Origin of the sequence: Mycobacterium sp. 1274756.6, assembly GCF_001668625.1 — a bacterium.
Lineage (GTDB): Bacteria > Actinomycetota > Actinomycetes > Mycobacteriales > Mycobacteriaceae > Mycobacterium.
Window position 1 is genome coordinate 23,088 of the sequence record NZ_LZLJ01000027.1, and the last position, 25,555, is coordinate 48,642.

A 25,555-nucleotide genomic window follows, 5' to 3' on the forward strand; every position below is an offset into this window, starting at 1 on the left:
GCGAAATCCTCAGCGGCGCACCACCACAACCGGGGTCTGCGCCGACTGGACCACCGCCGCGCTCACCGACCCCAGCAGCATCCCGGTGAACCCGCCACGGCCGTGGCTGCCCAGCACCAGCAGCTGCGCCGACTCGGCCTGCTCGAGCAGCCGGTCGGCCGGCCGGCCCGGGACCACCACCCGGCGGATCTCGACGTCGGGGTACCGCTCCTGCCAGCCCGCCAGCTGTTCGGCCAGCACCCGCTCGGCCTCCGCGGCCATCGCCGGAAAGTCCAGCCCGGGAACCAGATCCGGGGTCATCTCGGTCCAGGCGTTGACCGCCACCAGCGGCACCCGCCGGAACGAGGCCTCCTCGAACGCGAGCGCGACCGCGGCGTCCGACACCGGGGAGCCGTCGACCCCGACCACCACCGGGGCAGCCGCCGGGTTGGGCGCCGGCATGTCCTCGTCGTGGATGACCGCCACCGGGCACTGCGCGTGGTGCAGCAGCCCGGAACTGACCGAGCCGAGAAGCCGGCGGCGCAGCCAGCCGTGCCCGCGCGATCCGGCGACCAGCATGGTGGCGTGCTTGCTCATCTCGACCAGGGTGGGGATCACCGATCCGGTGACGATCTCGCCGCGCACCCGGGTGGGTCGGGCGTCGGCCTCGATCTCGTCGACGAGGTCCACCCCGGCCTGCACGAACTCGCGGCCCTGCTGCTCCTGCCACTGGGCGTAGCCGGGCGGCATCGGGGTCTCCGGGAAGGTCATCGCCACCGGCGAGGCCAGCACGTGCACCAGCGTGAGGTCCACGCCGCGGAGCCCGGCGGTGCGGGCCGCCCAGTCGACCGCCACCCGCGCCGACGGCGACCCGTCGACCGCGACCACAATCCCTCGGTGCTCTTCCGGCGCGGCCATGACGGTCTCCTCTCACCGGGCCACCGCGGCCCGGCCTGCTGTCCCCCAAGACATACCACGCCGCGGCGGGCCGATCCCGGCTGCCGGCCGGTTGTGGCATCGTCGTAGGTGCGCGTCGCGCGCCGAGGAGGTGGATGAGGTGCCGGTGATCATCGACCCGCGTCGCCACGACGGGGTGGTGTTCGACCCCGCTGCGGCCGGTCCCGATCTCGCGGCGCTCGTGGGGGAATTGCAGCGGACCCGGCTGGGCACCGCCGTCCTGGCGGACCACCCCGCCGAGGGCGCGGTGGCGTTCGACGTCTACGTCGACGGCACCCCCGAGGCCGCGGCCGACCGGCTGCGGGTGCGCCCGGATCGCGCGGTGGTGCTCACGACCAGCGAAGACGGTGTCGTCGCCGCCCGCCGCGGCGGGTTCGCGCTGGTGATCGGCCTGGACCGGGCGGGCGACGGGGCGGGGTTGCGCCGCGGCGGCGCCGATGCGGTGGTCACCGGCCTGGGCGAGATCGGCGTCCGGACCGGGGACCGGCGCATGTCGGGGCTGCCCGACGCGATGGCGGCGCTGGACCTGACCGAGGTGGTCACCGACCGGTCCCCGGCGGTGTTCTTCGACTTCGACGGCACCCTGTCCGACATCGTCGACGATCCCGACGCCGCTGCGCTCACCCCGGGCGCCGACGCCGCCCTGCGCGCGCTGGCCCGGGTCTGCCCGGTGGCGATCCTCAGCGGCCGCGACCTGGCCGATGTCACCGACCGGGTCGGGGTGCCCGACCTGTGGTACGCGGGCAGCCACGGCTTCGAGCTGGCCGGCCCCGACGGCGCCCGGCACCGCAACGACACCGCCGCCGAGGCGATCCCGGTGCTGGAGCGCGCCGCCGGCGCCCTGCGCGACCGGCTCGCCGAGGTTCCCGGCGCCGCCGTCGAGCACAAGACCTTCGCGGTCGCGGTGCACTACCGCAACGCCGCCCGCGACCGGGTCGCCGAGGTCACCTCCGCGGTACGCGCCGCCGGCCGCGACAGCGGGCTGCGGGTGACCACCGGGCGCGAGGTGATCGAACTGCGACCGGACATCGACTGGGACAAGGGCCGCACGCTGCGCTGGGTGACCGACCGGATGGCCGGCGCGGGCACCGACCGGTTGTTCCCGATCTTCCTCGGCGACGACATCACCGACGAGGACGCGTTCGACGCCGTCGCCGACGACGGGCTGGGCATCATCGTGCGCCACGGCGACGACGGTGACCGGGCCACCGCGGCGCGTTTCGCGCTCGACAGTCCCCGCCGGGCCCGGCAGTTCATCGAGCGGCTCGCGGCAGCGATCGCCGCCGCCGGCGGGCCGGCCGGCCGGCGCTGACCCGGCCCGTCAGGGCGCGCGGAAACAACCCCGCCGCTGGCGCGGTTGCACGCGGCGAGGGTCCGGCGCGAGGAAGGGTTGGCGATGAGTGTCGAGAACGCGGCGATCGGCAGCGAGTACGACGAGTTCCCCGAGCTGGAGGATCCCGACTTCCAGGACCTGGCCCGCACTCGGGTCCGCACGCTGATGCGGACGTTCATGCCCGCCGATCACCCGCCGGCGACCGAATACCTGCTGGAGGTCTGGATCGACGGGATGGCCACCGCGCTGCGCATGGCCCGCGACGAGTAGAACCCCCGAGCGCGGCTCAGCTGTCGCGGGTCTGCTCGAGGAAGCGGGCCACCTCGGTGCGCGCCCGGGCCCCCTCGGGGATCTTCTGCATCACCCAGTTGTGAAACATGCCGTCGTACTCGTGGACGTCCACCCGCACCCCGCGCCGGCTGCCGGCGTCGGCGACCCGGTGGGCGTCCGGGTTGAGGATGTCGCGGGTGCCGGTGAAGACCGCCATCGGCGGGAACCCGGCCAGATCCTGGTAGACCGGGCTGATCGCGGGGTTGTCGAGCGGTTCCGGCCCGGCGTACCAGTGCCCGGCCTGCCGCAGCCCGGCGACGCCGAGTTCGGGGTCGGCGGGGTCGATCTTCTCCGAGCGCGGATCGCTGACCCCCAAATCCAGCCAGGGTGAGAACAGCCCCAACCCGGTCGGCAGCCGCTGCCGATCGGTGCGCAGCGTGTCGACCAGGTCGAGGGTGAGGGCGCCGCCGGCCGAATCGCCGAAGACGAAGTGCGGGCCGTCGTAGTCGGCGAGGAACCGGTCGTAGACGGCGTGGATGCAGGCCCGGATGCGTTGATGCTCGGCGGTCGGGCACAGCGGATAGATCGGGAAGACGACCATGGCGCCGGTGTGCCGCACCAGCCACCGCATGAACCGCCAGTGATGGGCTTCGGGCTCCTCGACGAAGCCGCCGCCGTGGAAGTGCACGATGCGGTGGGTGGCCCCGTTATCCGAGCGCGGCGCGAAAATGTAGCAGCGCACCCCGCCGACCAGTTCGGCGTCGAACCGCACCCCGCGCCGCGCCCACCGCGGCGGCCGCGTCTTGCGGGGGTGTTGATGCTTCGCCAACTTGGCCCGCATGGTGCCCGGATCGGCGTAGAACCGTTTGCTGTGGCTGGCGCGCAGCGACGCCATCTCGCGACGGGCGGCAAAAGACACCATGCACCCCGAGTACCCCGGTTTCGGTTCGTCCCAACATCGAGTCGTTTGTCGGCCCGCAAACCGGGCACCCCTGCGCGCATGCCCCGCAATATTTTCGTGCTCGGTCTCAGCGAGCGCCAGCGCGGTGAGCTCGACACCGTGGCCGACGCGCAGGACCTGCGCTTCCACGGCCTGCTCGACCACGACCGGCTCATCGCCACCGAGCACTACGAGTTGGCGCCCCTGCTCGACGACGCCCGGGCCGAACTCGCCGGCTTCGACGGCAGCGTCGACGCGATCATCGCGCACTGGGACTTTCCCACCAGCGTGCTCGGGCCCGTCCTCGCCGCGGAGTACGACATCCCCTCCCCGAGCCTGCGCAGTGTGCTCGCCTGCGAACACAAATACTGGTCCCGGCTGATGCAGCGCGCGGCGGCGCCCGACTGCGTGCCCGGCTTCGCCGCCTTCGACCCGTTCGACGACGACGCGTTGGACGCCGTCCTGGACTCCGGCGAGCTGGACTTCCCGTTCTGGATCAAACCGATCAAATCGCATTCCTCCCAACTCGGTTTCGAGATCCACAACGCCGAGGAGTTCACCCGGGCGCTCGGCGAGATCCGGGCGGACATCGGCCGGTACGGCGAGGCCTTCGACGAGGCGCTGGCCATGGTGGAGTTGCCCGACGAGGTCGCGAAGGTGACCGGGACCTGGTGTCTGGCCGAGGAGATCATCGACGGTATCCAGGCCGCACCGGAAGGGTCGATGTATCGCGGTGAGTTCCTGGTGCACGGCTTGGTCGACATGCACAAGACCGCCGACGGCCACAGCTTCGACCGCCTTGACTATCCGGCCGCTTCGGTGAGCGAACCGGTGCAGCAGCGGATGATCGACGTGACCGAACGGCTCATGCGCCACACCGGATTCGACAACGGCTGCTTCAACGTCGAGTTCATGTGGGATCCCGACAGCGACCAGCTGTGGCTGATCGAGATCAACACCCGTATCTCCCAGTCGCACAGCAACCTGTTCGCCAAGGTCGACGGGATGTCCAACCACGAGTACGCGATCGACATCGCGCTGGGCAACCGGCCCCGCCCCGGTGCGCGCGCGGGCCGGTTCGGCGCCGCCGCCAAATGCACGATGGGCCATCGCGGCGACGGGGTGGTCGAGGCGGTGCCCGCCGATGCCGACATCGCCAAGGTCGCCGAACACTACCCGGACACCATCGTCGAACTCGCCGTAGCGCCCGGTGACCGGCTGTCCGAACTGCCCAACCAGGATCCCTACCGGTACGCGCTGGCCACCCTATACATGGGGGCGGCGGACTCCGAGGAACTCGCCGAAAACTTCGACCGCGCCCAGAAACTGCTGCCGTTCACGATCACCGACACGGCGAACACCTGACCGATCCCGCCCGGTGCGCAGGGGAGAAAGGAGGTTCCGATGCCCACCGCGGTGACATCGTTTCCGCACGACGTCCAGACGATCGAGAACGTCTTCATCACCATGGCCGACGGCTGCCGGCTGGCGGCCCGCATCTGGCTGCCCCGCGACGCGGAGCAGCGTCCGGTTCCGGCCGTGCTGGAGTATCTGCCGTACCGCAAACGCGACGGCACCCGGGAGCGCGACACCCTCAACCACCCGTATCTGGCCGGCCACGGCTACGCCTGCGTGCGGGTGGACATGCGCGGCAGCGGCGACTCCGACGGGCTGCTGACCGACGAATACCTGCCCGCCGAGCAGGACGACGGCTGTGACGTCATCGCCTGGATCGCCGAACAGCCCTGGTGTGACGGCAATGTCGGGATGATGGGCATCTCCTGGGGCGGTTTCAACAGCCTGCACGTGGCGGCGCGCCGGCCGCCCGCGCTCAAGGCGATCATCAGCGCCTCGGCCACCGACGACCTCTACGTCGACAACATGCACTACATGGGCGGCTGCCTGCTCTCGGACAACCTGTCGGAGGCGACGGTGATGTTCGCCAACAACAGTTTGCCGCCCGATCCCGAGATCGTCGGTGACCGCTGGCGCCAGATGTGGCTGGAACGGTTGGACGGCAGCGGGTTATGGGTGGAGAAGTGGCTGGAGCATCAGCATCGCGACGAGTACTGGAAACGCGCGTCGGTCGATGAGGACTACTCGGCGCTGCAGTGTCCGGTGCTGGCGGTCGGCGGCTGGGCGGACGGCTACACCAACGCGATCTTCCGGCTGCTGCAGCATCTCGAGGTGCCGCGCAAGGGACTGATCGGCCCGTGGGGCCACAAGTATCCGCATCTGGGCGTGCCGGGACCGGCGATCGGCTTCCTGCAGGAGGTGGTGCGCTGGTGGGATCACTGGCTCAAGGGCATCGACAACGGGGTCATGGACGAGCCGATGCTGCGCGCCTGGATGCAGGACAGCGTGGCGCCCCACCCCACTTACGCGGAACGCCCGGGCCGCTGGGTGGGGGTGCCCGGCTGGCCCAGCCCGCACACCGACGACCTCCGCTACACCCTCACCCCCCGCGGGCTGGCGGAGCGACCGGATGCGGAGCAGACGCCGGAGCGGTCGTTGACCATCAACTCCCCACTGAGCGTGGGTCTTTCCGGCGGCAAGTGGGCGTCGTATGCGGCCACCCCGGACCTGCCGACCGATCAGCGCGACAGCGACGGCGGCGCGCTGGTCTTCGACACCGAGCCGCTCACCGAGCCGCTCGAGGTGCTCGGCCTGCCCGAACTGGACCTGGAGATCACCGCCGACAAACCGGTCGCCATGGTCGCCGCGCGACTCTCCGACGTCGCACCCGACGGCGAGGCGACCCGGGTCACCTACGGCCTGCTCAACCTGACCCACCGGGACGGCAGCGCCGACCCGCAGCCGCTGACCCCCGGGCAGCGGTATCGGGTGCAGGTACCGCTCAACGGGATGGCGCAGGTGTTTCCCGCCGGTCACCGGCTGCGACTGTCGGTGTCGAGTTCGTACTTCCCGCTGGTGTGGCCGGCCCCCGAGGCGGCGACCCTCACCCTGTTCACCGGCCGCTGCAGCCTCCACGTGCCGGTGCGTCCGCGCCGCGACGACGCCGACGCGGCGCTGCCCGCGTTCGGCCCGCCGGAGGCGGCGCCGCCGCTGGCGGTGACACCGCTGGCGACCGGCGAGCATCACTGGCGGATCACCCGAGATCTGGCCAGCGGCATGACGACCCTGGAGATCGCCGACGATCACGGCGAGTTCGTCATCGACGAGACCGACACGGCGGTGCGGTCCAACACCACCGAGTGGTTCAGCTTCTGCGGCAACGACCCGACCTCGGTGCGCGGCGAAACCCGCACCCTGCGCGGCCTGCGGCGCGACGACTGGGATGTGGAGGTCGCCACGGTGACGGTATTGACCTGTACCGAGACGGATTTCGTGGTCACCGCGCAACTCGACGCCTACGAGACCGACGCCCGGCACGGCCGACGGCGGGTGTATGCGCAGAGTTGGACGCGCGAGATACCGCGCGATCTGGTCTGAGGGGCGGCGCTAGGCAGCTTGGGCGGTCCTCGGGAGTGTGCGCTGTCGCTACGCGGCGGGCGGATCGCCTCGGTCGAGTTTCTCGGCGATCCACACCTTGATCAGCGACTGGCGGGTGACGCCGAGTCGGGTGGCTTCCCGGTCAAGTTCTGCGATCATCCAGGCCGGAAAATCGACATTGACCCGTCGAGGTTCCTCACCGGGACGCCGCGCCCGCGCAGTGTCGAGCCGGGCACTCACGTCCTGACCGGCATCGAACCGTTCAGCGAAATCGCTAGCTTTCATAGATCGCCACCTCTTCGTCTCGGGACCGCCGCACCGAGATGATGCGCAACCCGGTCGTCGCGGTAGGTAACGACCGCCGACCAACATCGGTCAGCGATTCTGCCAATCACCATCCACTTCGACTCATCGCTCGTTCGCGCCGGAACCTCGATGCGGCGGAGGTCGCGCCAAATGTTCTGCGCCGCCACGAAGTCGATCCCGTGTTTGGTTTGGTTCGCCGCGCTTTTGCCCGGGTCGAACTCAAACTCTGGCATGTATAAAAACCATACCGTAATTACTCACAATGCGGCACCGGCCCACTTGACTGCGGCCATGAGTCGCCCAGACGCCAGTGCCGGGGCGCTACGGCGTGTACTCCGCGGCCCCGTCGTCGAGCACCACCCGGGCCTCCCCGCCGTCGGCGCCGGACGCCTCGGTGCGGAAGACCGCGCGGCCGGACTCGGTGCGCCAGATCGAGGTGGTCAGCGTCTCGCCGGGGAACACGGGCGAGGTGAACCGGGCGTCGATCGCGGTGACCTTGGTCGCGTCGCCGCCGCCGAGTTCGGCGACCAGGGCGCGACCGGCGAACCCGTAGGTGCACAGCCCGTGCAGGATCGGTTTGGGGAACCCGGCCAACGTCTGGGCGAACCAGGGGTCGCTGTGCAGCGGGTTGCGGTCCCCGGAGAGCCGGTAGAGCAGCGCCTGGTCCTCCCGGGTGGGGTAGGCGATCCGGGCGTCGGGCTCGCGGTCGGGGAACTCCGGTGCGGCCGGCCGCTGCCCGGGCTGCCCGCCGAAGCCGCCCGCGCCGCGGATGACCGCGGTGGCCAGCGTCTCCACCAGCACCTCGCCGGTGTCGGGATCGCTGCCGCGGGCCCGCATCACCACGATCGCGTTCTTGCCCTCGCCCTTGTCCTGGATGTCGGCGACCTCGGAGACCACGCTGAGCCGGCCGGACGGCGGCAGCGGCGCGAACAACCGGATCTGCTGGGAGCCGTGCAGAAGCTTGCTGAAGTCGAACTCGCCGATCTTGCCGACCGCGCCGAAACCGATGCAGCAGATGACCGCGTAGGTGGGCAGCACCTGCTGGGGGATGTCGTGGCTGTTCTCGGTGGTGAACGCCAGGTCGTCGACGCCGGCGCCGACCCCGAGCGCGTAGAGCATGGTGTCGCGCTCGGACCACTTCGTCAGCGTCGGCTCGGCGGTGGCCCCGATGGCGTTCGGATCGATCGGCATGAGCAAACCTCCCGGTCAAAAGCTGTTCATAGCGGTCTCGCGCTGGGTAGCGTGTCAACCGAACGCTACCCGGGAGGTCGAATCAGATGCGTGAACCCGGCCGTCGGAGCCTCCGCGGGATCGCCGCGCTGCTCGTCGCGGTGGGATTGCTCAGTGGCTGCTCGTCGGGCAACCATCCCCGCAACATCACCCTGACGTTCATCCGGCACGCCGAGTCCGAGGCCAACGCCGCCCAGATCATCGACACCACGGTGCCGGGGCCGTCGCTGTCGGAGAAGGGGATGGAGCAGGCGCTGGAGGGCGCCCGTCAGCTGGTCGACAACGGCTACGACGGCATCTACGCCTCGGCGATGCTGCGGTCCCAGCAGACCGCCGATCCGCTGTCGGCGGCGCTGGGCCGCCAGGTCGAGGTGCTGCCCGGCCTCAACGAGATCGACGCCGGCTGGTTCGAGGGCCGGTCGGACACCGTCGCGCAGGCGACCTACCTGCTGGCGCCGCTGGCCTGGCTGGACAGTGACCGCGACGCCACGATCCCCGGCTCGGTGAACGGCAACGAGTTCGACGACGCGTTCCGGGCGGCGGTGCGCAAGATCTACGTGCGCGGCGACGCCAAACCGGTGGCGTTCTCCCACGGGATCGCGATCGCGGTCTGGACGTTGATGAACGTCAGCAATCCGGCGAGCGATCTGGTGACCCGCCACCCGTTGCCCAACATGGGCCGGGTGGTGATCACCGGCAACCCGATCACCGGCTGGAAACTGATCGATTGGGACGGCGTCCGCGACTTCAGCTGACTATTGACCTTCCCGCGGGCAGCGACCACCATGTCCCCATGCGCTATGTCGTTACCGGCGGTACCGGGTTTATTGGCCGGCGGGTCGTGGCCCGACTGCTCCAGACCGATCCGCAGGCCCGCATCTGGGTCCTGGTGCGCCGGCCGTCGCTGAGCCGCTTCGAACAACTCGTTCGCGACCACTGGGACGAGCGGGTCCACGCCCTGGTCGGGGACCTCGCCGCCGCCGACCTGGGCCTGACCGACGCCGCCGTCACCGAGCTGGGTGCCGTCGACCACGTGGTGCACTGCGCGGCGATCTATGACATCACCGCTGAGGCCACCGACCAGCAGCGCACCAATGTCGCGGGCACCGAGGCGGTGATCGCGCTGGCCCGACGGCTGGACGCGACCCTGCACCACGTGTCCTCGATCGCGGTGGCCGGCACCTTCCGCGGCGAGTTCACCGAGGACGACCTCGACGTCGGCCAGGAGTTGCCCACCCCGTATCACCAGACCAAGTTCCAAGCCGAACTGGCGGTCCGGTCGGCCCCCGGCCTGCGCTACCGCATCTACCGCCCCGCGGTGGTGGTCGGCGACTCGCGCACCGGTGAGATGGACAAGATCGACGGGCCCTACTACTTCTTCCCGATGCTGGCCCGGCTGGCCGCGCTGCCCACGCTGACCCCGGTGCTGCTGCCCGATGTCGGGCGCACCAACATCGTGCCGGTCGACTACGTCGTCGACGCTCTGGTCGCGTTGCTGCGCGACGGCCCGGACTCCTGGGACGGGCGGACCTTCCACCTGACCGCGCCGGCGACGGTGAGTCTGCGTGACATCTACCGCGGGGTGGCCAAGGCGGCCGGGCTGCCGCCGCTGCGCGGCCGGCTGCCCGCGGTGGTGGCCGCACCGGTGCTGCAGGTGCGCGGCCGGGCCAAGGTGTGGCGCAACATGGTCGCCACCCAGCTGGGCATCCCGCCGGAGGTGCTCGACGTGGTCAGCCTGCGGCCGACCTTCATCGCCGAGGCGACCCGGGCCGCGCTGCGCCGGGCCGGGCACGCCGACCTGACGGTCCCGGCGTTCGGTGACTACGCACCGGCGCTGTGGCGGTACTGGGCCGCCCATCTCAACCCCGACCGGGCGCGCCGCGACGACCCCGGCGGGCCGCTGGTGGGCCGGCACGTGATCATCACCGGCGCCTCCAGCGGCATCGGGCGCGCCGCGGCGATCGCGGTCGCCGAGCGCGGCGCCACCGTGTTCGCCCTGGCCCGCGACGGCGCGGCGCTCGACGAGCTGGTCGGCGAGATCCGCGCGGCCGGCGGCCGGGCGCATGCGTTCAGCTGCGATGTCACCGACGCCGCCTCGGTGGAGACCACGATCAAAGACATCCTGGGCCGCTTCGACCACGTCGACTATCTGGTCAACAACGCCGGGCGTTCGATCCGCCGCTCGGTGGTCAATGCCACCGACCGCATGCACGACTACGAGCGGGTGATGGCGGTGAACTACTTCGGCGCGGTGCGCATGACCCTGGCGCTGCTGCCGCACTGGCGGGAGCGGCGATTCGGCCACGTGGTCAACGTCTCCAGCGCCGGGGTGTTGGCCCGCAGCCCCAAATACAGTGCCTACCTGCCGAGCAAGGCGGCGCTGGACGCGTTCGCCGAGGTGGTCTCGACCGAGACGCTCTCCGACCACATCACGTTCACCAACATCCACATGCCGCTGGTGGCCACCCCGATGATCGCCCCGTCGCGCCGGCTCAACCCGGTGCCCCCGATCAGCGCGGAGCACGCGGCCGCGATGGTGGTGCGCGCGCTGGTCGACAAGCCCGCCCGGATCGACACCCCGTCGGGGACGCTGGCCGAACTCGGCCACTACTTCACCCCGCGGCTGACCCGGCGGATCCTCCACCAGCTCTACCTGGGCTACCCCGATTCGCCGGCGGCCCGCGGGGAGGAACCGCGACCGGTCGACCCGCCGCGCCCGCCGGTGCGCCGGCGCCCGAAACGGCCGGTGCGGGCGGTCTCCCGGATGCGCGCACCGCGACCGGTCAAGCAGGTGGTGCGGATGGTGCCCGGCGTACATTGGTGAGCCGGGAGGCGATCGAATGGCGCGGTCGGCGGAGCACGACACCGACGAGACACTGGAGCAGCGCTGGAACCGGGTCCGTGACCGGGTCGCCGAGGCCTGCCGGTCTGCCGGCCGCGACCCGGCCGAGGTGCGAATCCTGCCGGTGAGCAAGACCTTCGGTCCGCCGGTGATCCGCGACGCGGTGGCGCTGGGGCTGCACCGCTTCGGCGAGAACAAGGTTCAGGAGATCCGGGAGAAGGCCGAACCGCTGGCCGACTGCGCCATCGACTGGGTGATGATCGGGCACCTGCAGACCAACAAGGCCAACCTGGTGGCCCGGCTGGCCAGCGAGGTGCAGTCGTTGGATCGGCCGAAACTGGCTGCGGCACTGGATCGTCGGCTGCAGCGGGAGGGCCGCGCCATCGACGTGCTGGTGCAGGTGAAGACCTCCGACGAGCCCAGCAAGTACGGGCTGCCGCCCGAGCAGCTGCCGGCCTTCCTCGAGCAGCTCGGCGAGTACCCCAGTCTGCGGGTGCGCGGCTTGATGACGTTGGCGGTGCACACCGCCGATCCCGACACCGTGCGGGCCTGTTTCCGCCGGCTGCGCGAGTTGCGCGACCGCGCGGCCGCCGACGGTCACGACCTGCCCGAGCTGTCGATGGGCATGAGCGGGGACTTCCCGCTGGCGATCGCCGAAGGCGCCACCCAGGTGCGCATCGGCACCGCGATCTTCGGGCCGCGCCCGTACCCGGACTCCTACTACTGGCCGGAACGCGGCGGTGCCCGCGGGTAGCCAGCCGGTGTTCCTCGACGCCGACACCGGCGTCGACGACGCGATGGCGCTGGTGTACCTGCTGGCCAGCGCGGAAGCCGACCTGGTCGGGGTCGCCGCCACCGCGGGCAACGTGGCGGTGGATCAGGTGTGCCGCAACAACCTCGACCTGCTGGCGTTCTGCGGGGCGGACGTCCCGGTGTCCCGCGGCGCGCAGGGTCCGCTGGCCGGGCCGTTGCCCACCGGCGCGGCCCACGGCGCGAGCGGGCTGGGCTATGCGCGCCTGCCGGCCGCGGCGACACCGCTCACCGGCCACGACGCCGCCACCGCCTGGGTGCGCGCCGCCCACACCCATCCGGGCCGGCTGATCGGGGTGGTCACCGGCCCGCTGACCAACCTGGCGCTGGCGGTGCGCGCCGAACCCGAGCTGCCGCGTCTGCTGCACCGGCTGGTCGTCATGGGCGGGGCCTACGGCCGTCCCGGCGAGCCGCCCGCGGCGGCCGAGTGGAACCTCAGCGTGGACCCGGAGGCGGCCGACGAGGTGCTCGCCGCGTGGGCGCCGGTGGCCCCGCCGATCCTGTGCGGGCTGGAGTTGACCGCGCAGATCACCATGACGCCAGCGCATTTCGCCCAGCTGGCCGAGGTGGCCGGCGCGCCGACCAACCCGCTGTTGGCGGTGCTCGAGGACGCCATGCGGTTCTACTTCGAGGCCCACCGCGACCGCGGGTACGGCTATCTGGCCCACCTGCACGACCCGCTGGCTGCGGCGGTGGCGCTGGATCCGGCGCTGATCGTCACCCGGCCGGCGACGGTGGCCGTCGAGCTGGCCGACACCGAGCGGCGCGGGGTCACGGCGGTCGACTGGTCCGGGCGGTGCGGCCGCGCCGCCAACGCCCGGATCGGGGTGCAGGTCGATCCGACGGTGTTCTTCGCCCGGTTCGTGCGCCGGGTCGGGGAGTTCGCCGCCCGGCTGACCTACTCATAGCTCCCCTCCAGATACCAGCGGCGCTGCCGGTAGCAGAGCAGCAGCGCGGGACCCGGCTCCGCGCGGCGCTCCAGCAGCACCTGGGCGCGGGCGGTGCGCCCGGCGCTGCGCTGCGGGTCCCACCAGCGTTCGTCCACCGGCCACGGCCCGGCCCACCAGCGCAGCGGGTCGTCGCGGCCGCGGGCGATCAGCCGGGCCGGGTCGGCGGAGAACAGGCCCCGGCTGGTCACCCGCACCGGGTTGCCGTGGCGGTCGACCAGCTCCACCGGGTCGTCGAGCAGCACCGTCGGCGCCGGCTCGGGCAGCCGGCCGGGCCAGGGCTGGCCGGGGTCGGCGTGCGGCACCGGCTCATCGCCCAGCGGGGTCAGCGTGATGCGCTCGCCCGGCCCGCGGCCCCCGGAGAGCACCGGCACCTGCACCGCCTCCGGGCCGAGCAGCCCCTGGACCCGCACCAGCGCCCGGCAGGCGCGCAGCCGGTCCTCCTCCCCGACCCCGCCCCACAGCGGCAGCTGCAGCGCCTCGGCGGAGATCACCTCGACCGGCTGCAGGCGCAGCTGGGTCACCGGCGCCACCCGCCGTCTGGTCAGCCAGCCGTCGAGCTGCCAGCGCACCCGGTCGGCGGTGGCGTCCTCGGTCAGCGGGTCGGCGCAGCGCCAGACCCGGCTCAGCTCGTCCCCGTCGGCGGTGCGGGCCCGGATCTCCAGCCTGGTGCAGCCCACCCCGGCCCCGGCCAGCGCCCGGTGCAGGGCGGCGGCCAGGGAGCGCCCGGCGAAGGCGGCGGCGTCGACCCGCTCCAGCGGCGGGTCGCAGTCCAGCACGGCGTCGAGTTCCGGTGGCGGTTCGCGTCCGGCCGGGCCGCGCTGCGGCTCGCCGCAGGCGAACCGGTGGGCGGTGATCGCGTCGGCGCCGAACCGGGAGGCCACGTCGGTGCGCGAGACCGCGGCGAACCGCCCGATGGTGCGAATCCCCATCCGCCACAACAGGTCCACCAGCTGGTCGCGGCCCGCGCCGGCCAGGCTGGGTTCGGCGCTCAGCTGCCGGATCGACAACCCGGCCAGGAACTCCGCGTCGCCACCCGCTGCCACCACCGCACCGGTCCGGGCGGCGAAGACGGCGGTCGCCAACTGATCGGCGATGCCGACCTGGCATTCCACCCCGGCGGCGGCCACCGCGTCGACCAGCCGCTCACCGGCCTGCTGCTCGGAGCCGAAGAACCGGGCGGCGCCGCGCACCGGCAGCACCAGCAAGCCCGGCCGCAACAGTTCGGCGCGGGGCACCAGATCGTCGACCGCCGCGATCACCGCCTCGAAGTGGCGGGCGTCGCGGTCGGTGTCGGCGGCCACCACGTGCAGCGCCGGGCACCGCGCCGAGGCCTCCCGGCGGCGCAGGCCGCGGCGCACCCCGGCGGCGCGGGCCGCCGCCGAACAGACGATCACCCGGTTGGCCAGGGTGACCGCGACCGGCGCGGCCGCGGCCAGCCCCGCCGCGGCGGCGGCCGCGACCGCCGGCCAATCCATGCACCACAACGCCAGTACCCGCGAACCCACGTCGCCTCCCCCACAGACCTCAGCCCGCCGCGGCGGTGGCCACGCCGATCCCCGCACCGGTGCGGCCGCGGCCCGCGCCCCGAACCGCGAGGCGCACCGCGCCGATGCGCCCGCAGCCGGGCCGGGCCCGCTCCCCCGCCCCGGCGGTGTCGTAGCCGCAGACCCGGGCGGTCAGCCGCAGCGTCGCCTCCGGCCAGTCCCCGCCGCTGACCAGCAGGGTGCAACCGCGGCTGCGGGCCCGGGCGGCCACCACCCGCGCCCGGGCCGGGGGCACGGTGACCCCGCCCAGGCCGAGCACCACCAGGTCCATGCCGTCGATGAGCACCGCGGCGATCTCCACCGGATCGGCGCCGGGGTCGGGGATCACCGCCAGCCGGCTCAGATCCGCTCCCATCTCCGCGGCCGCCAGCAGCCCGATGTCCGGCTGGCCGACGATGGCCGCGTGCGCACCGGCGGCCGTCGCCGCGGCCACCATGCTCACCGGCAACGACCGCGCCCCGCCCAGCACCGCCACCACCCCGCGCGGCAGCCCGGCGGGCAGTGTCTCGGCCAGCAGTTCCGGCACCGCCAGCACGCCCCCCGAGGCCGGCAGCACCTCCGCCTGCGGCGCGGCGCCGGCCCGGCCGCCGGTCGCCTTGCCGGTGATCGCGGCCATCCGTTGGCGCAGCTCGCGGAGCTGGTCAGCGCGGGTTGGCTGGTGTCGGTTCAGGGCAGCCGCCGCCGTCATCCCCCACCTCCAGAGCACTCAAATCAATCGAATGTGTGTTCGATACAGGCGAGTAAACACCGGCCCACCGACACCGTCAACCCGATGCTTTCGCTGCCGTATCACCCGACTCAGCGGCCCCACGAGTTTCGAAAAAAGCGGGAAATTTGCTCCCGGAAAACGCACCGGTAGCGCCGCTCCGCGCCACCGGTCCGGCGGCGCTACCGCACCCGTCAGCGGGCTCGCGCCGGCCCGGGCGGGGCGCTGCGGCTCATTCCCATTCGATGGTGCCGGGCGGCTTGCTGGTGACGTCCAGCACCACCCGGTTGACCTCGGGCACCTCGTTGGTGATCCGGGTGGAGATCCGTTCGAGCACCTCGTAGGGCACCCGGACCCAATCGGCGGTCATCGCGTCCTCGCTGGAGACCGGCCGCAGCACGACCGGATGCCCGTAGGTGCGGCTGTCGCCCTGCACCCCCACCGACCGCACGTCGGCCAGCAGCACCACCGGGCACTGCCAGATCTGCTGATCCAGCCCGGCCGCGGTCAGTTCCTCCCGGGCGATCACATCGGCGCGCCGCAGGGTGTCCAGCCGCTCCGCGGTGACCTCCCCGACGATCCGGATGCCCAGCCCAGGCCCCGGGAAGGGTTGGCGGGCCACGATCTCCTCGGGCAGCCCCAACTCCCGCCCGACCGCGCGCACCTCGTCTTTGAACAGCAGCCGCAACGGCTCGACCAGCGTGAACGCCAGGTCGTCGGGCAACCCCCCGACGTTGTGGTGGCTTTTGATGTTGGCGGTGCCCGCGCCGCCGCCGGACTCCACCACGTCGGGGTACAGCGTGCCCTGCACCAGGAACTCGATCTCGGCGCCCCCGGCGAGCGCCTCGCGCACCGCCCGCTCGAAGGCCCGGATGAACTGGCGGCCGATGATCTTGCGCTTGCCCTCCGGGTTGGTCACCCCGCTCAGCGCCGTCAGAAACGTCTCCGCCGCGTCGACGGTGACCAGCCGCGCCCCGGTGGCGGCGACGAAATCGCGTTGCACCTGGTCGCGCTCACCGGAACGCAACAGCCCGTGGTCGACGAACACGCAGGTCAACCGGTCGCCGATGGCCCGCTGCACCAGCGCGGCGGCCACCGCGGAGTCCACCCCGCCGGAGAGCCCGCAGATGGCGTGGCCGTCCCCGACCTGGGTCCGCACCTGCTCGACCAGCCCCTCCACGATGTTGGCGGTGGTCCACTCCGCGCCGATCCCGGCGAAGTCGTGCAGGAACCGGCTGAGCACCTGCTGGCCGTGCGGGGTGTGCAGCACCTCCGGGTGGTACTGCACCCCGGCCAGCCGCCGGGCGCGGTCCTCGAACGCGGCCACCGGGGCGCCGGCGGTGGCGGCCACCACCTCGAACCCGGCCGGAGCGGCGGTGACCGCGTCGCCGTGGCTCATCCACACCTGCTGGATCTCGGTGAGGCCCGAGTGCAGCTCGCCGCCGAGCACCCGCATCTCGGTGCGCCCGTATTCGCTGCCGCCGGTGCGCTCGACGGTGCCGCCCAGCGCCCGGGCCATCGCCTGGAAGCCGTAACAGATGCCGAATACCGGCACCCCCAACTCGAACAGCGCCGGGTCCAGTTGCGGCGCCCCCTCGGAGTAGACGCTGGCCGGCCCGCCGGAGAGCACGATCGCCCGCGGGTCGCGGGCCTTGATCTCCTCGACCGGGGTGGAATGGGCGATCACCTCGGAGAACACCCGGGCCTCCCGGATCCGCCGGGCGATCAACTGGGCGTATTGGGCGCCGAAATCGACGACCAGGACCGGGCGCGGCGAGGAGGCTGTCACGGACACGAAGTCTAACGGCGCGCGTCGCTGTGGTTCGACCGCCGTCGCGGTGGTTACCCCGGTGAGGTGAGCAGAAAACCCGAGGAGGTCCGCCGTGCTGGGACTACCTGATGCGGTGCGCGCCGTGCTGTTCGATCTCGACGGCGTGCTGACCGACACCGCCAGCGTGCACACCAAGGCGTGGACGGCGATGTTCGACGCCTACCTGAAGCAACGCGCCACCGAACGCGGCGAACAGTTCGTGCCGTTCGACCCGGTCGACGACTACCTGCGCTACGTCGACGGCAAGCGGCGCCACGACGGGGTGGCGTCGTTTCTGGCCAGCCGCGGCATCACCCTGCCCGACGGCGACCCCGACGACCCGCCCGACGCCGCGACCGTCTACGGGCTGGGCAACCGCAAGAACGCCGCGTTCCAGCAGACCCTGCAGTCCGAGGGGGTGAAGGTGTTCGACGGTTCCCGGCGCTACCTGCAGGCTGTCGCCGACGCCGGGCTCGCGGTGGCGGTGGTCTCCTCCAGCGCCAACACCCGCGAGGTGCTCGCGCTCACCGGGCTGGACCGCTTCGTCGCCGCCCGCGTCGACGGGGTGACCCTGCGCGAGGAGAAGCTGGCCGGCAAACCGGCGCCGGATTCGTTCCTGCGGGCCGCCGAACTGCTCGGCGTCGACCCCGCCGCCGCGGCGGTGTTCGAGGATGCGCTCTCCGGGGTGGCCGCGGGGCGGGCCGGCCGGTTCGGCTACGTGGTCGGGGTCAACCGCGGCGGCGCGGCCCACGCCGAGGACCTGCTGCACAACGGCGCCGACGTCGTCGTCAGCGACCTCGCCGACCTGTGCGAGGTCCGCCGGTGATCAGCGAGGAGACGTTTCCGATCGAGCCCTGGCATGTGCGGGAGACCGCCCTGGACCTGAACCTGCTGGCCCAATCCGAGTCGCTGTTCGCGCTGTCCAACGGCCATATCGGGCTGCGCGGCAACCTCGACGAGGGCGAACCGCACGGCCTGCCCGGCACCTACCTGAACTCCTTCTACGAGGTGCGGCCGCTGCCCTACGCCGAAGCCGGCTACGGCTACCCCGAGGCCGGCCAGACGGTCGTGGACGTCACCAACGGCAAACTGATGCGCCTGACCGTCGACGACGAGCCGTTCGACATCCGCTACGGCGCGCTGCTCGAACACGAGCGGGTACTCGACCTGCGCGCCGGGACACTGACCCGCCACGCCCACTGGCGGTCCCCGGCCGGCAGGCAGGTCAAGCTCACCTCGACGCGGCTGGTGTCGCTGGTGCAGCGCAGCATCGCCGCCATCGAGTACGTCGTGGAGGCCGTCGACGAGTTCGCCCGGATCACCGTGCAATCCGAGCTGGTCGCCAACGAGGATCAGCCGCAGACCTCCGGTGACCCGCGGGTTTCGGCGATCCTGGACAAGCCGTTGGAAGCGGTGGAATGGGAGGCCGAGGACCACCGCGCGCTGCTGATGCACCGCACCCGCGCCAGCGGGCTGATGATGGCCGCCGAGATGGATCACGACGTGGAGGTGCCCGGCCGGGTCGAGGTCGCCACGGTCGCCCGGGAGGATCTGGCCCGCACCAGCATCGTCTGCGGTCTGCGGCCGGGGCAGCGGCTGCGCATCGTCAAATATATCGCCTACGGCTGGTCGAGCCTGCGCTCCCGGCCCGCCCTGCGCGACCAGGTCGCCGCCGCCCTGACCGGCGCCCGCTACTGCGGCTGGGGCGGCCTGCTGGCCTCCCAGCGCGACTTCCTGGCCGACTTCTGGGACTGCGCGGACGTCGAGATCGACGGCGACTCGGCCATCCAGCAGGCGGTGCGGTTCGGGCTGTTCCACGTGCTGCAGGCCAGCGCCCGCGCGGAACGCCGCGCGATTCCCAGCAAGGGGCTGACCGGGACCGGCTATGACGGCCACACCTTCTGGGACAGCGAAGGATTCGTGCTGCCGGTGCTGACCTACACCGCTCCGCGCGCCGCCGCCGACGCGCTGCGGTGGCGGGCGGCCACGCTCGAGCCGGCGCGCCAGCGCGCCCGCGAGCTGGGGTTGCGCGGCGCCGCCTTTCCGTGGCGGACCATCCGCGGTCAGGAGTGTTCGGCCTACTGGCCGGCCGGCACCGCGGCCTGGCACATCAACGCCGACATCGCCGCCGCCTTCGAGCGCTACCGGGTGGTCACCGGCGATGGGTCGCTGGAGGCCGAATGCGGGCTGACCGTGCTGGTGGAGACCGCGCGGCTGTGGCTGTCGCTGGGACACCACGACCGGCACGGGGTGTGGCATCTCAACGGGGTCACCGGCCCCGACGAGTACACCGCGGTGGTGCGCGACAACATCTTCACCAACCTGATGGCCGCCCACGGCCTGCGGACCGCCGCCGAGGCGTGCAACCGCCATCCGCAGGCCGCCCACGAGCTGGGTGTCAGCACCGAGGAGGCGGCCGCCTGGCGCGACGCGGCGGACGCGGTCTATCTGCCCTACGACGAGGAGCTGGGCGTCCACCAGCAATCCGAGGGCTTCACCACGCTGGCGGAGTGGGATTTCGAGACCTACCACCGCTATCCGCTGCTGCTGCACGCGCCCTACGTGCGGCTGTATCCGGCGCAGGTGGTCAAGCAGGCCGACCTGGTGCTGGCGATGCAGTGGCAGAGCCACGCCTTCACCGACGAGCAGATCGCCCGCAACGTCGACTATTACGAGCGGCGCACGGTGCGCGACTCGTCGCTGTCGGCGGCGACCCAGGCGGTGATGTGCGCCCACGTCGGGCATCTGGAGTTGGCGCACGACTACGCCTTCGAGGCCGCGCTGATCGACCTGCGGGATCTGCACGACAACACCCGCGACGGGCTGCACATGGCGTCGCTGGCCGGGGCGTGGACCGCGCTGGTGGCCGGCTTCGGCGGCCTGCGCGACGACGAAGGCGTCCTCACCCTCAACCCGCACCTGCCCGACGGCATCGCCGGACTGCGGTTCGGGTTGCGCTGGCGCAACTTTCGGCTCAGCGTCGCCATCACCCACGACGAGGTGACCTACACGCTGCGCGACGGCTCCGACGGGCCGTTGGTGATCCGGCACGCCGGATCCGAGGTGGAACTGTCGACCGCCGAGCCGACGACGCTGCCGATCGAGCCGTGCGAGCCGCTATTGCCCACGCCGACCCAGCCGCCGGGCCGTCAACCGCTTCGCCGCCATATCCGGCGCGGCGGCGACGCGGTCAGCCCGTCGGGGTGATCGGCAGCCACCGCAGCCCGCCGGGCGCCGAGGCCGGCACCACCGGGTGGTTCGGCGCGACCGGGTGCAGCCGCCGGTACGGCTCCCCCTGCGTGGGCCGCAGATCCGCCTCGCCCTTGTTCGGCCACAGCGCCGCGGCCCGCTCGGCCTGCGCGGTGATCGACAGCGACGGGTTCACCCCGAGGTTCGCCGAGATCGACGTGCCGTCGACGACGTACAGGGTCGGGTAGTTGTACACCCGGTGGTAGGGGTCGATGACGCCGTGGTCGGCGTCCTTGCCGATCACCGCCCCGCCGAGGAAGTGCGCGGTCAGCGGGATGTTGAACAGCTCGCCCCAGGTGCCGCCGGCCACCCCGTCGATCTTGGCGGCGATGCGGCGGGTGACCTCGTTGCCGACCGGGATCCAGCTGGGGTTGGGCTCGCCGTGGCCCTGCTTGCTGGAATACCGGCGCCCGCCGAGCCGGCCGCGCCGGGTGAACGTGGTGATCGAGTTGTCCAGGTGCTGCATGACCAGCGCGATCACGGTCCGCTCGCTCCACTGTTTCGGGTTGAGCAGCCGCAGGATGTGCTTCGGGTCCTCCCGGGCCTGGTCGATCAGCTGCCGCCAGCGCGGCACGTCGGTGCCCTGCGGGCCGGCCCCGTCGGTCATCAGCGTCTGCAGCAGGCCCATCGCGTTGGAGCCCTTGCCGTAGCGGACCGGCTCGACGTGGGTGTCGGCGGTGGGGTGGATCGACGAGGTGATCGCCACCCCGTGGGTCAGGTCCAGTTCCGGGTTGACGTTCAATGTCGCTGCGCCGACGATGGATTCGGAGTTGGTGCGGGTCAGCACGCCGAGCTTGTCGGACAGCTTGGTCAACCTGCCGGTGTCGCGCATCTTGAACAGCAACCGCTGGGTGTTGTAGGTGCCGGCGGCCAGGATCAGATAGGTGGCGGTGTAAGTGCGCTTGCGGCGCCGGAGCCAGGACCCGGTGCGCACCGTGGTGACCTCCCACAGCCCGTCGGGGCGCTGCTCGAACCCGGTCACGGTGGTCATCGGGTGCACCTGCGCGCCGGCCGATTCGGCCAGCCCGAGGTAGTTCTTCACCAGGGTGTTCTTGGCGCCGTGGCGGCAGCCGGTCATGCATTCGCCGCATTCGATGCAGCCGGTGCGGGCCGGGCCGGCCCCGCCGAAGTAGGGGTCGGGCACCGTCTTGCCCGGGGTCTTCTCCCCGTCGGGGCCGAAGAACACCCCGACCGGGGTCGGCACGAAGGTCTCGCCGACGCCCATGTCGTCGGCGACCTCCTTGACGATGCGGTCGGCGTCGGTGAAGGTCGGGTTCCGCACCACCCCGAGCATCCGCTCCGCCTGCTCGTAGTGCGGGGACAGTTCGGCACGCCAGTCGGTGATATCGCGCCACTGCGGGTCGGCGAAGAACGGCTCCGGCGGGACGTAGAGGGTGTTGGCGTAGTTCAGCGATCCCCCGCCGACGCCCGCCCCGGCGAGCACCATGACGTTGTCGAGCAGGTGGATGCGCTGGATGCCGTAACAGCCCAGTTTGGGCGCCCACAGGAACTCGCGCAGGTGCCAGGAGTTCTTGGCGAACTCGTGGTCGGCGAAGCGGCGGCCGGCTTCCAGGATCCCGACCCGGTACCCCTTCTCGGTGAGCCGCAAGGCGCTGACACTGCCACCGAAACCCGAGCCGATGATGAGCACGTCGTAATCAGGCTGCATCGCCTCAGCTTACTGACCAGTACGGCGAAACTCTGCCGGTTGGTGCGGGCCGACCCGCGGGGCGCGGCCGGCGGTCCCTGATATCGACGTTCAATCGGTCTCATAGGCCGATTTTTCGGCCGATAGGGCCATCCGGACGTCGATTTCAGGGGCTATGGCTCTTCGGGCGGGGTGTCGGTCAGGATCCGACGGTCAGCCCGACCTTCTGGAATTCCTTGAGATCGCAGTAGCCGGCCTTGGCCATCGCCCGGCGCAGCCCACCGACCAGGTTCAGCGACCCGAACGGGTCGTCGGAGGGGCCGGAGAGCACCTGGTCGAGGGCGGGGCGCTCACCGAGCGCGATCTGCAGCAGCGCCCCGCGCGGCAGCGACGGGTGCGCGGCCGCCGACGGCCAGTACCAGCCGCCGCCGAGCGCCTCCTGGGATGCCGCCAGCGGGGTGCCGAGCATGACCGCGTCGGCGCCGCAGGCGATGGCTTTGGCCAGGTCGCCGGAGGTGTGGATGTCGCCGTCGGCGATCACGTGCACATACCGCCCGCCGGTTTCGTCGAGGTACTCGCGGCGCGCGGCGGCGGCGTCGGCGATCGCGGTCGCCATCGGCACGCTGATGCCCAGCACCTCATCGGAGGTGGTCGCCCCGGCGGTGGAGCCGTAGCCGACGATCACCCCGGCCGCCCCGGTGCGCATCAGGTGCAGGGCGGTGCGGTGGTCGAGCACCCCGCCGGCGACCACCGGGATGTCCAGTTCGGAGATGAAGGTCTTGAGGTTGAGCGGCTCGCCGTTGTTGGCCACCCGCTCCGCGGAGATCAGCGTGCCCTGGATGACCAGCAGCTCCACCCCGGCGGCGACCAGCGCCGGGGTGAGCGCAGCGGCGTTCTGCGGGCTGACCCGCACCGCGGTGGTCACCCCGGCCTCCCGGATCCGGGCCACCGCCGCGCCCAGCAGGTCGGGGTTCAGCGGGGCGGCGTGCAACTGCTGCAGCAGCCGCACCGCGGCGGTGGGTTCGGGCTCTTTGGCCGCGACCTCCAGCAGCTGGGCGATCTTGGCTTCCACGTCGGCGTGCCTGCCGATCAGCCCCTCCCCGTTGAGCACGCCGAGCCCGCCGAGCCGGCCCAGTTCGATGGCGAACTCCGGGGAGACCAGGGCGTCGGTGGGGTGGGTGAGCACCGGGATCTCGAAGCGGTAGGCGTCGAGCTGCCAGGCCGTGGAGACGTCCTGGGAGGACCGGGTGCGCCGGGACGGCACGATGTTGACGTCGGCGAGTTCGTAGGTGCGCCGCGCGTCACGGCCCAGGCCGATTTCAACCAGGTCACGCATGCGAGGTCCCCTTTGTATTACGGATCTTTGTACTACGGAGTATTACGGCTTGGACGGATCGGCTTCACGGATCGGACGGTGTCGCGCCTATCCGCGCGCGTAGTAGTTCGGCGCTTCGACGGTCATGGTGATGTCGTGCGGGTGGCTCTCCTTGAGCCCGGCCGCGGTGATCTGCACGAACTGGGCGCGCTGCAGCTGCTCGATCGTCGACGCCCCGGTGTAGCCCATGGCGGCGCGCAGACCGCCGGTGAGCTGGTGCACGACGGTGGACAGCGGCCCGCGGTAGGGCACCCGGCCCTCGATGCCCTCGGGGACCAGCTTGTCCTCCGAGAGCACGTCGTCCTGGAAATAGCGGTCCTTGGAGTAGGACTTGGCCGCCGCGCCGCCCGAGCCGCGGCCCTGCATCGCCCCGAGCGAACCCATGCCGCGGTAGCTTTTGAACTGCTTGCCGTTGACCAGGATCAGCTCGCCGGGCGACTCGGAGGTGCCGGCCAGCAGCGAGCCCAGCATGGCGGTGGAGGCCCCGGCGGCCAGCGCCTTGGCGACATCGCCGGAGTACTGCAGCCCGCCGTCGGCGATGACCGGAACCCCGGCCGGGCCGCAGGCGGCGACGGCTTCCAGGATCGCGGTGATCTGCGGGGCGCCCACCCCGGCCACCACCCGGGTGGTGCAGATCGAGCCGGGGCCCACCCCGACCTTCACCGCGTCGGCGCCGGCCGCGACCAGCGCGGCGGCCGCGGCGCGGGTGGCGATGTTGCCGCCGACGACCTCGACCCGCTCGCCGACCTCGGCTTTGAGCTTGCCGACCATGTCCAGCACGCGGCGGTTGTGGGCGTGGGCGGTGTCGACCACCAGCACGTCGACCCCGGCGTCGGTCAGGGTCATCGCCCGCACCCAGGCGTCGTCGCCGACACCGATGGCCGCCCCGACCAGCAGCCGGCCGTCGCTGTCCTTGGTGGCGTCCGGGTGCTGCTCGGTTTTGACGAAGTCCTTCACCGTGATCAGGCCGGTCAGCTTGCCGTGCCCGTCGACGATCGGCAGCTTCTCGATCTTGTGCCGGCGCAGCAGTCCCAGCGCCGCGTCGGCGGTGACGCCCTCCTGCGCGGTGATCAGCGGCGCCTTGGTCATCACCTCGGCGACCGGTGTGTTCTGGTCGACCTCGAAGCGCATGTCGCGGTTGGTGATGATGCCGACCAGGGCGCCGTCCTCGTCGACCACCGGCAGCCCGGAGATGTGGAAGCGGGCGCACAGCGCGTCGACCTCGGCCAGCGTGTTGTGCGGGCGGCAGGTGACCGGGTCGGTGACCATCCCGGCCTCCGAGCGCTTCACCGTCTCGACCTGGGCGGCCTGGGCGTCCACCGGCAGGTTGCGGTGCAGCACCCCCATGCCGCCGGCGCGGGCCATCGCGATCGCCATCCGGGATTCGGTGACGGTGTCCATCGCCGAGCTGACCAGCGGAACCTTCAGCCGGATCTTGCGGGTCAGCTGGCTGGAGGTGTCGGCGGCCGCGGGGATCACATCCGACGCGGCGGGCAGCAGCAGCACGTCGTCGAAGGTGAGCCCGAGGGTCGCGACCTTGTTCGGATCGTCGCCGCCGGTGGGCACCGGTGTGCCGGCATCGGTCAGTCGGGACGAGCCACTGGTCATCGATGGGCCTCCATAACCGTGCGGGGTGAGACCGCCATCCTAATGCGCCCGCGATGCGTTTTCCGCGGGCCCGTCCGCGGGCTGCGATTCTGTGGCCGCTGGCTTCCCGTCTGCCCGCTGCGTAGGGTGTAGGCGTGCGTGATCATCTGCCTCCGGGTCTGCCGCCGGACCCGTTTGCTGACGACCCGTATGATCCGTCCGCCGCGTTGGACGACATCGAGCCGGGCCAGCCCCTGGACCCGCACGAGCGGACGGCGGTCGAAGCCGATCTCGCCGATCTGGCGGTCTACGAGGCGCTGCTGGCCCCGAAGGGCATCCGCGGCCTGGTCGTCTGCTGCGACGACTGCCACGAGGACCACTACCACGACTGGGACATGCTGCGCGCGAACCTGCTGCAGTTGCTGGTCGACGGCACGGTGCGCCCGCACGAGCCGGCGTACGACCCGGAGCCCGACGCCTACGTCACCTGGGATTACTGCCGCGGCTACGCCGACGCCTCGCTCAACGAGGCGGCCTCGGAAACCGAGGGTTACCGCTAGCTAGGT

Annotated in this window: 22 protein-coding genes; 11 read left to right on the plus strand and 11 right to left on the minus strand. The window is 71.8% G+C overall.

Features of this window, described 5'->3' with window-relative positions; all coding sequences use genetic code 11:
• Positions 1–9: 9 nt before the first annotated feature.
• Positions 10–897 carry a universal stress protein gene (locus A5643_RS03820; protein WP_066852120.1) on the minus strand — a complete coding sequence of 296 codons (888 nt, stop codon included), beginning with the start codon at positions 895–897 and terminating at the stop codon, positions 10–12.
• Positions 898–1,036: 139 nt separating this feature from the next.
• Between A5643_RS03820 and otsB the strand changes: the two genes are divergently transcribed.
• The gene (gene otsB, locus A5643_RS03825; RefSeq protein ID WP_066852171.1) at positions 1,037–2,248 is read left to right on the plus strand and encodes a trehalose-phosphatase; all 1,212 of its coding nucleotides are present in this window, start codon (positions 1,037–1,039) and stop codon (positions 2,246–2,248) included.
• Positions 2,249–2,332: 84 nt separating this feature from the next.
• Positions 2,333–2,539 (plus strand): hypothetical protein, encoded by a 207-nt coding sequence (locus A5643_RS03830; RefSeq protein ID WP_066852122.1) that lies wholly within the window; start codon positions 2,333–2,335, stop codon positions 2,537–2,539.
• A 16-nt stretch (positions 2,540–2,555) separates the two neighbouring features.
• On the opposite strand, the gene A5643_RS03835 is transcribed toward A5643_RS03830, so the two are convergent.
• Complete coding sequence (locus A5643_RS03835) at positions 2,556–3,461, minus strand: alpha/beta hydrolase fold domain-containing protein (RefSeq protein WP_066852123.1); 906 nt, start codon at positions 3,459–3,461, stop codon at positions 2,556–2,558.
• A 78-nt stretch (positions 3,462–3,539) separates the two neighbouring features.
• On the opposite strand from A5643_RS03835, the gene A5643_RS03840 reads away from it, so the two are divergent.
• Together A5643_RS03840 and A5643_RS03845 are read left to right on the plus strand one after the other, a co-directional pair.
• A complete protein-coding gene (locus tag A5643_RS03840; protein ID WP_066852125.1) occupies positions 3,540–4,844 on the plus strand; it encodes an ATP-grasp domain-containing protein in 1,305 nt (434 codons plus the stop codon).
• Between the two features lie 39 nt (positions 4,845–4,883).
• Entirely contained in the window at positions 4,884–6,932 is a 2,049-nt protein-coding gene (locus A5643_RS03845) for a CocE/NonD family hydrolase (protein WP_066852127.1), read from the plus strand.
• Between the two features lie 48 nt (positions 6,933–6,980).
• Here A5643_RS03845 and brnA read toward each other — a convergent pair whose 3' ends face one another.
• From brnA to A5643_RS03855, 3 genes are all read right to left on the minus strand, one after another.
• Positions 6,981–7,217, minus strand: a complete 237-nt coding sequence (gene brnA, locus A5643_RS03850; RefSeq protein ID WP_066852128.1) for a type II toxin-antitoxin system BrnA family antitoxin — start codon at positions 7,215–7,217, stop codon at positions 6,981–6,983.
• Positions 7,214–7,471 carry a BrnT family toxin gene (locus A5643_RS17635; RefSeq protein WP_197497634.1) on the minus strand — a complete coding sequence of 86 codons (258 nt, stop codon included), beginning with the start codon at positions 7,469–7,471 and terminating at the stop codon, positions 7,214–7,216. The genes brnA and A5643_RS17635 overlap by 4 nt, the downstream gene beginning before the upstream one ends.
• An 88-nt stretch (positions 7,472–7,559) precedes the next feature.
• A complete protein-coding gene (locus tag A5643_RS03855) occupies positions 7,560–8,429 on the minus strand; it encodes a MaoC/PaaZ C-terminal domain-containing protein (protein WP_066852129.1) in 870 nt (289 codons plus the stop codon).
• A gap of 86 nt (positions 8,430–8,515) precedes the next feature.
• Between A5643_RS03855 and A5643_RS03860 the strand changes: the two genes are divergently transcribed.
• From A5643_RS03860 to A5643_RS03875, 4 genes are read left to right on the plus strand one after another with little or no spacing between them, the layout of a single operon-like run.
• Positions 8,516–9,223, plus strand: a complete 708-nt coding sequence (locus A5643_RS03860) for a histidine phosphatase family protein (protein WP_066852132.1) — start codon at positions 8,516–8,518, stop codon at positions 9,221–9,223.
• A 38-nt stretch (positions 9,224–9,261) separates the two neighbouring features.
• Complete coding sequence (locus A5643_RS03865) at positions 9,262–11,292, plus strand: SDR family oxidoreductase (protein WP_066852134.1); 2,031 nt, start codon at positions 9,262–9,264, stop codon at positions 11,290–11,292.
• Between the two features lie 16 nt (positions 11,293–11,308).
• A complete protein-coding gene (locus A5643_RS03870) occupies positions 11,309–12,064 on the plus strand; it encodes a YggS family pyridoxal phosphate-dependent enzyme (RefSeq protein ID WP_066852136.1) in 756 nt (251 codons plus the stop codon).
• Entirely contained in the window at positions 12,051–13,028 is a 978-nt protein-coding gene (locus tag A5643_RS03875; RefSeq protein WP_286143631.1) for a nucleoside hydrolase, read from the plus strand. Before A5643_RS03870 ends, A5643_RS03875 begins: the two co-directional genes overlap by 14 nt.
• On the opposite strand, the gene A5643_RS03880 is transcribed toward A5643_RS03875, so the two are convergent.
• From A5643_RS03880 to guaA, 3 genes are all read right to left on the minus strand, one after another.
• On the minus strand, positions 13,019–14,545 hold the full coding sequence (locus A5643_RS03880) for a DNA polymerase Y family protein (RefSeq protein WP_066852138.1): 1,527 nt from the start codon (positions 14,543–14,545) through the stop codon (positions 13,019–13,021). The genes A5643_RS03875 and A5643_RS03880 overlap by 10 nt on opposite strands.
• Before the next feature lie 49 nt (positions 14,546–14,594).
• Positions 14,595–15,302 carry a DnaE2-dependent mutagenesis accessory factor ImuA' gene (gene imuA', locus A5643_RS03885; protein ID WP_066852140.1) on the minus strand — a complete coding sequence of 236 codons (708 nt, stop codon included), beginning with the start codon at positions 15,300–15,302 and terminating at the stop codon, positions 14,595–14,597.
• A gap of 250 nt (positions 15,303–15,552) precedes the next feature.
• Positions 15,553–17,109 carry a glutamine-hydrolyzing GMP synthase gene (gene guaA / locus A5643_RS03890; protein ID WP_066852141.1) on the minus strand — a complete coding sequence of 519 codons (1,557 nt, stop codon included), beginning with the start codon at positions 17,107–17,109 and terminating at the stop codon, positions 15,553–15,555.
• A 94-nt stretch (positions 17,110–17,203) separates the two neighbouring features.
• Between guaA and A5643_RS03895 the strand changes: the two genes are divergently transcribed.
• On the plus strand, positions 17,204–17,956 hold the full coding sequence (locus A5643_RS03895; RefSeq protein WP_066852143.1) for a beta-phosphoglucomutase family hydrolase: 753 nt from the start codon (positions 17,204–17,206) through the stop codon (positions 17,954–17,956).
• Complete coding sequence (locus A5643_RS03900) at positions 17,953–20,337, plus strand: glycoside hydrolase family 65 protein (RefSeq protein ID WP_066852145.1); 2,385 nt, start codon at positions 17,953–17,955, stop codon at positions 20,335–20,337. Before A5643_RS03895 ends, A5643_RS03900 begins: the two co-directional genes overlap by 4 nt.
• On the opposite strand, the gene A5643_RS03905 is transcribed toward A5643_RS03900, so the two are convergent.
• From A5643_RS03905 to guaB, 3 genes are all read right to left on the minus strand, one after another.
• A complete protein-coding gene (locus A5643_RS03905; protein WP_066852147.1) occupies positions 20,321–22,048 on the minus strand; it encodes a GMC family oxidoreductase in 1,728 nt (575 codons plus the stop codon). The genes A5643_RS03900 and A5643_RS03905 overlap by 17 nt on opposite strands.
• Before the next feature lie 178 nt (positions 22,049–22,226).
• Positions 22,227–23,354, minus strand: a complete 1,128-nt coding sequence (locus A5643_RS03910; RefSeq protein WP_197497636.1) for a GuaB3 family IMP dehydrogenase-related protein — start codon at positions 23,352–23,354, stop codon at positions 22,227–22,229.
• Positions 23,355–23,450: 96 nt separating this feature from the next.
• Entirely contained in the window at positions 23,451–25,010 is a 1,560-nt protein-coding gene (gene guaB / locus A5643_RS03915) for an IMP dehydrogenase (RefSeq protein WP_066852150.1), read from the minus strand.
• Between the two features lie 134 nt (positions 25,011–25,144).
• Between guaB and A5643_RS03920 the strand changes: the two genes are divergently transcribed.
• The gene (locus tag A5643_RS03920) at positions 25,145–25,549 is read left to right on the plus strand and encodes a DUF5319 domain-containing protein (protein WP_066852156.1); all 405 of its coding nucleotides are present in this window, start codon (positions 25,145–25,147) and stop codon (positions 25,547–25,549) included.
• Positions 25,550–25,555: the final 6 nt, after the last annotated feature.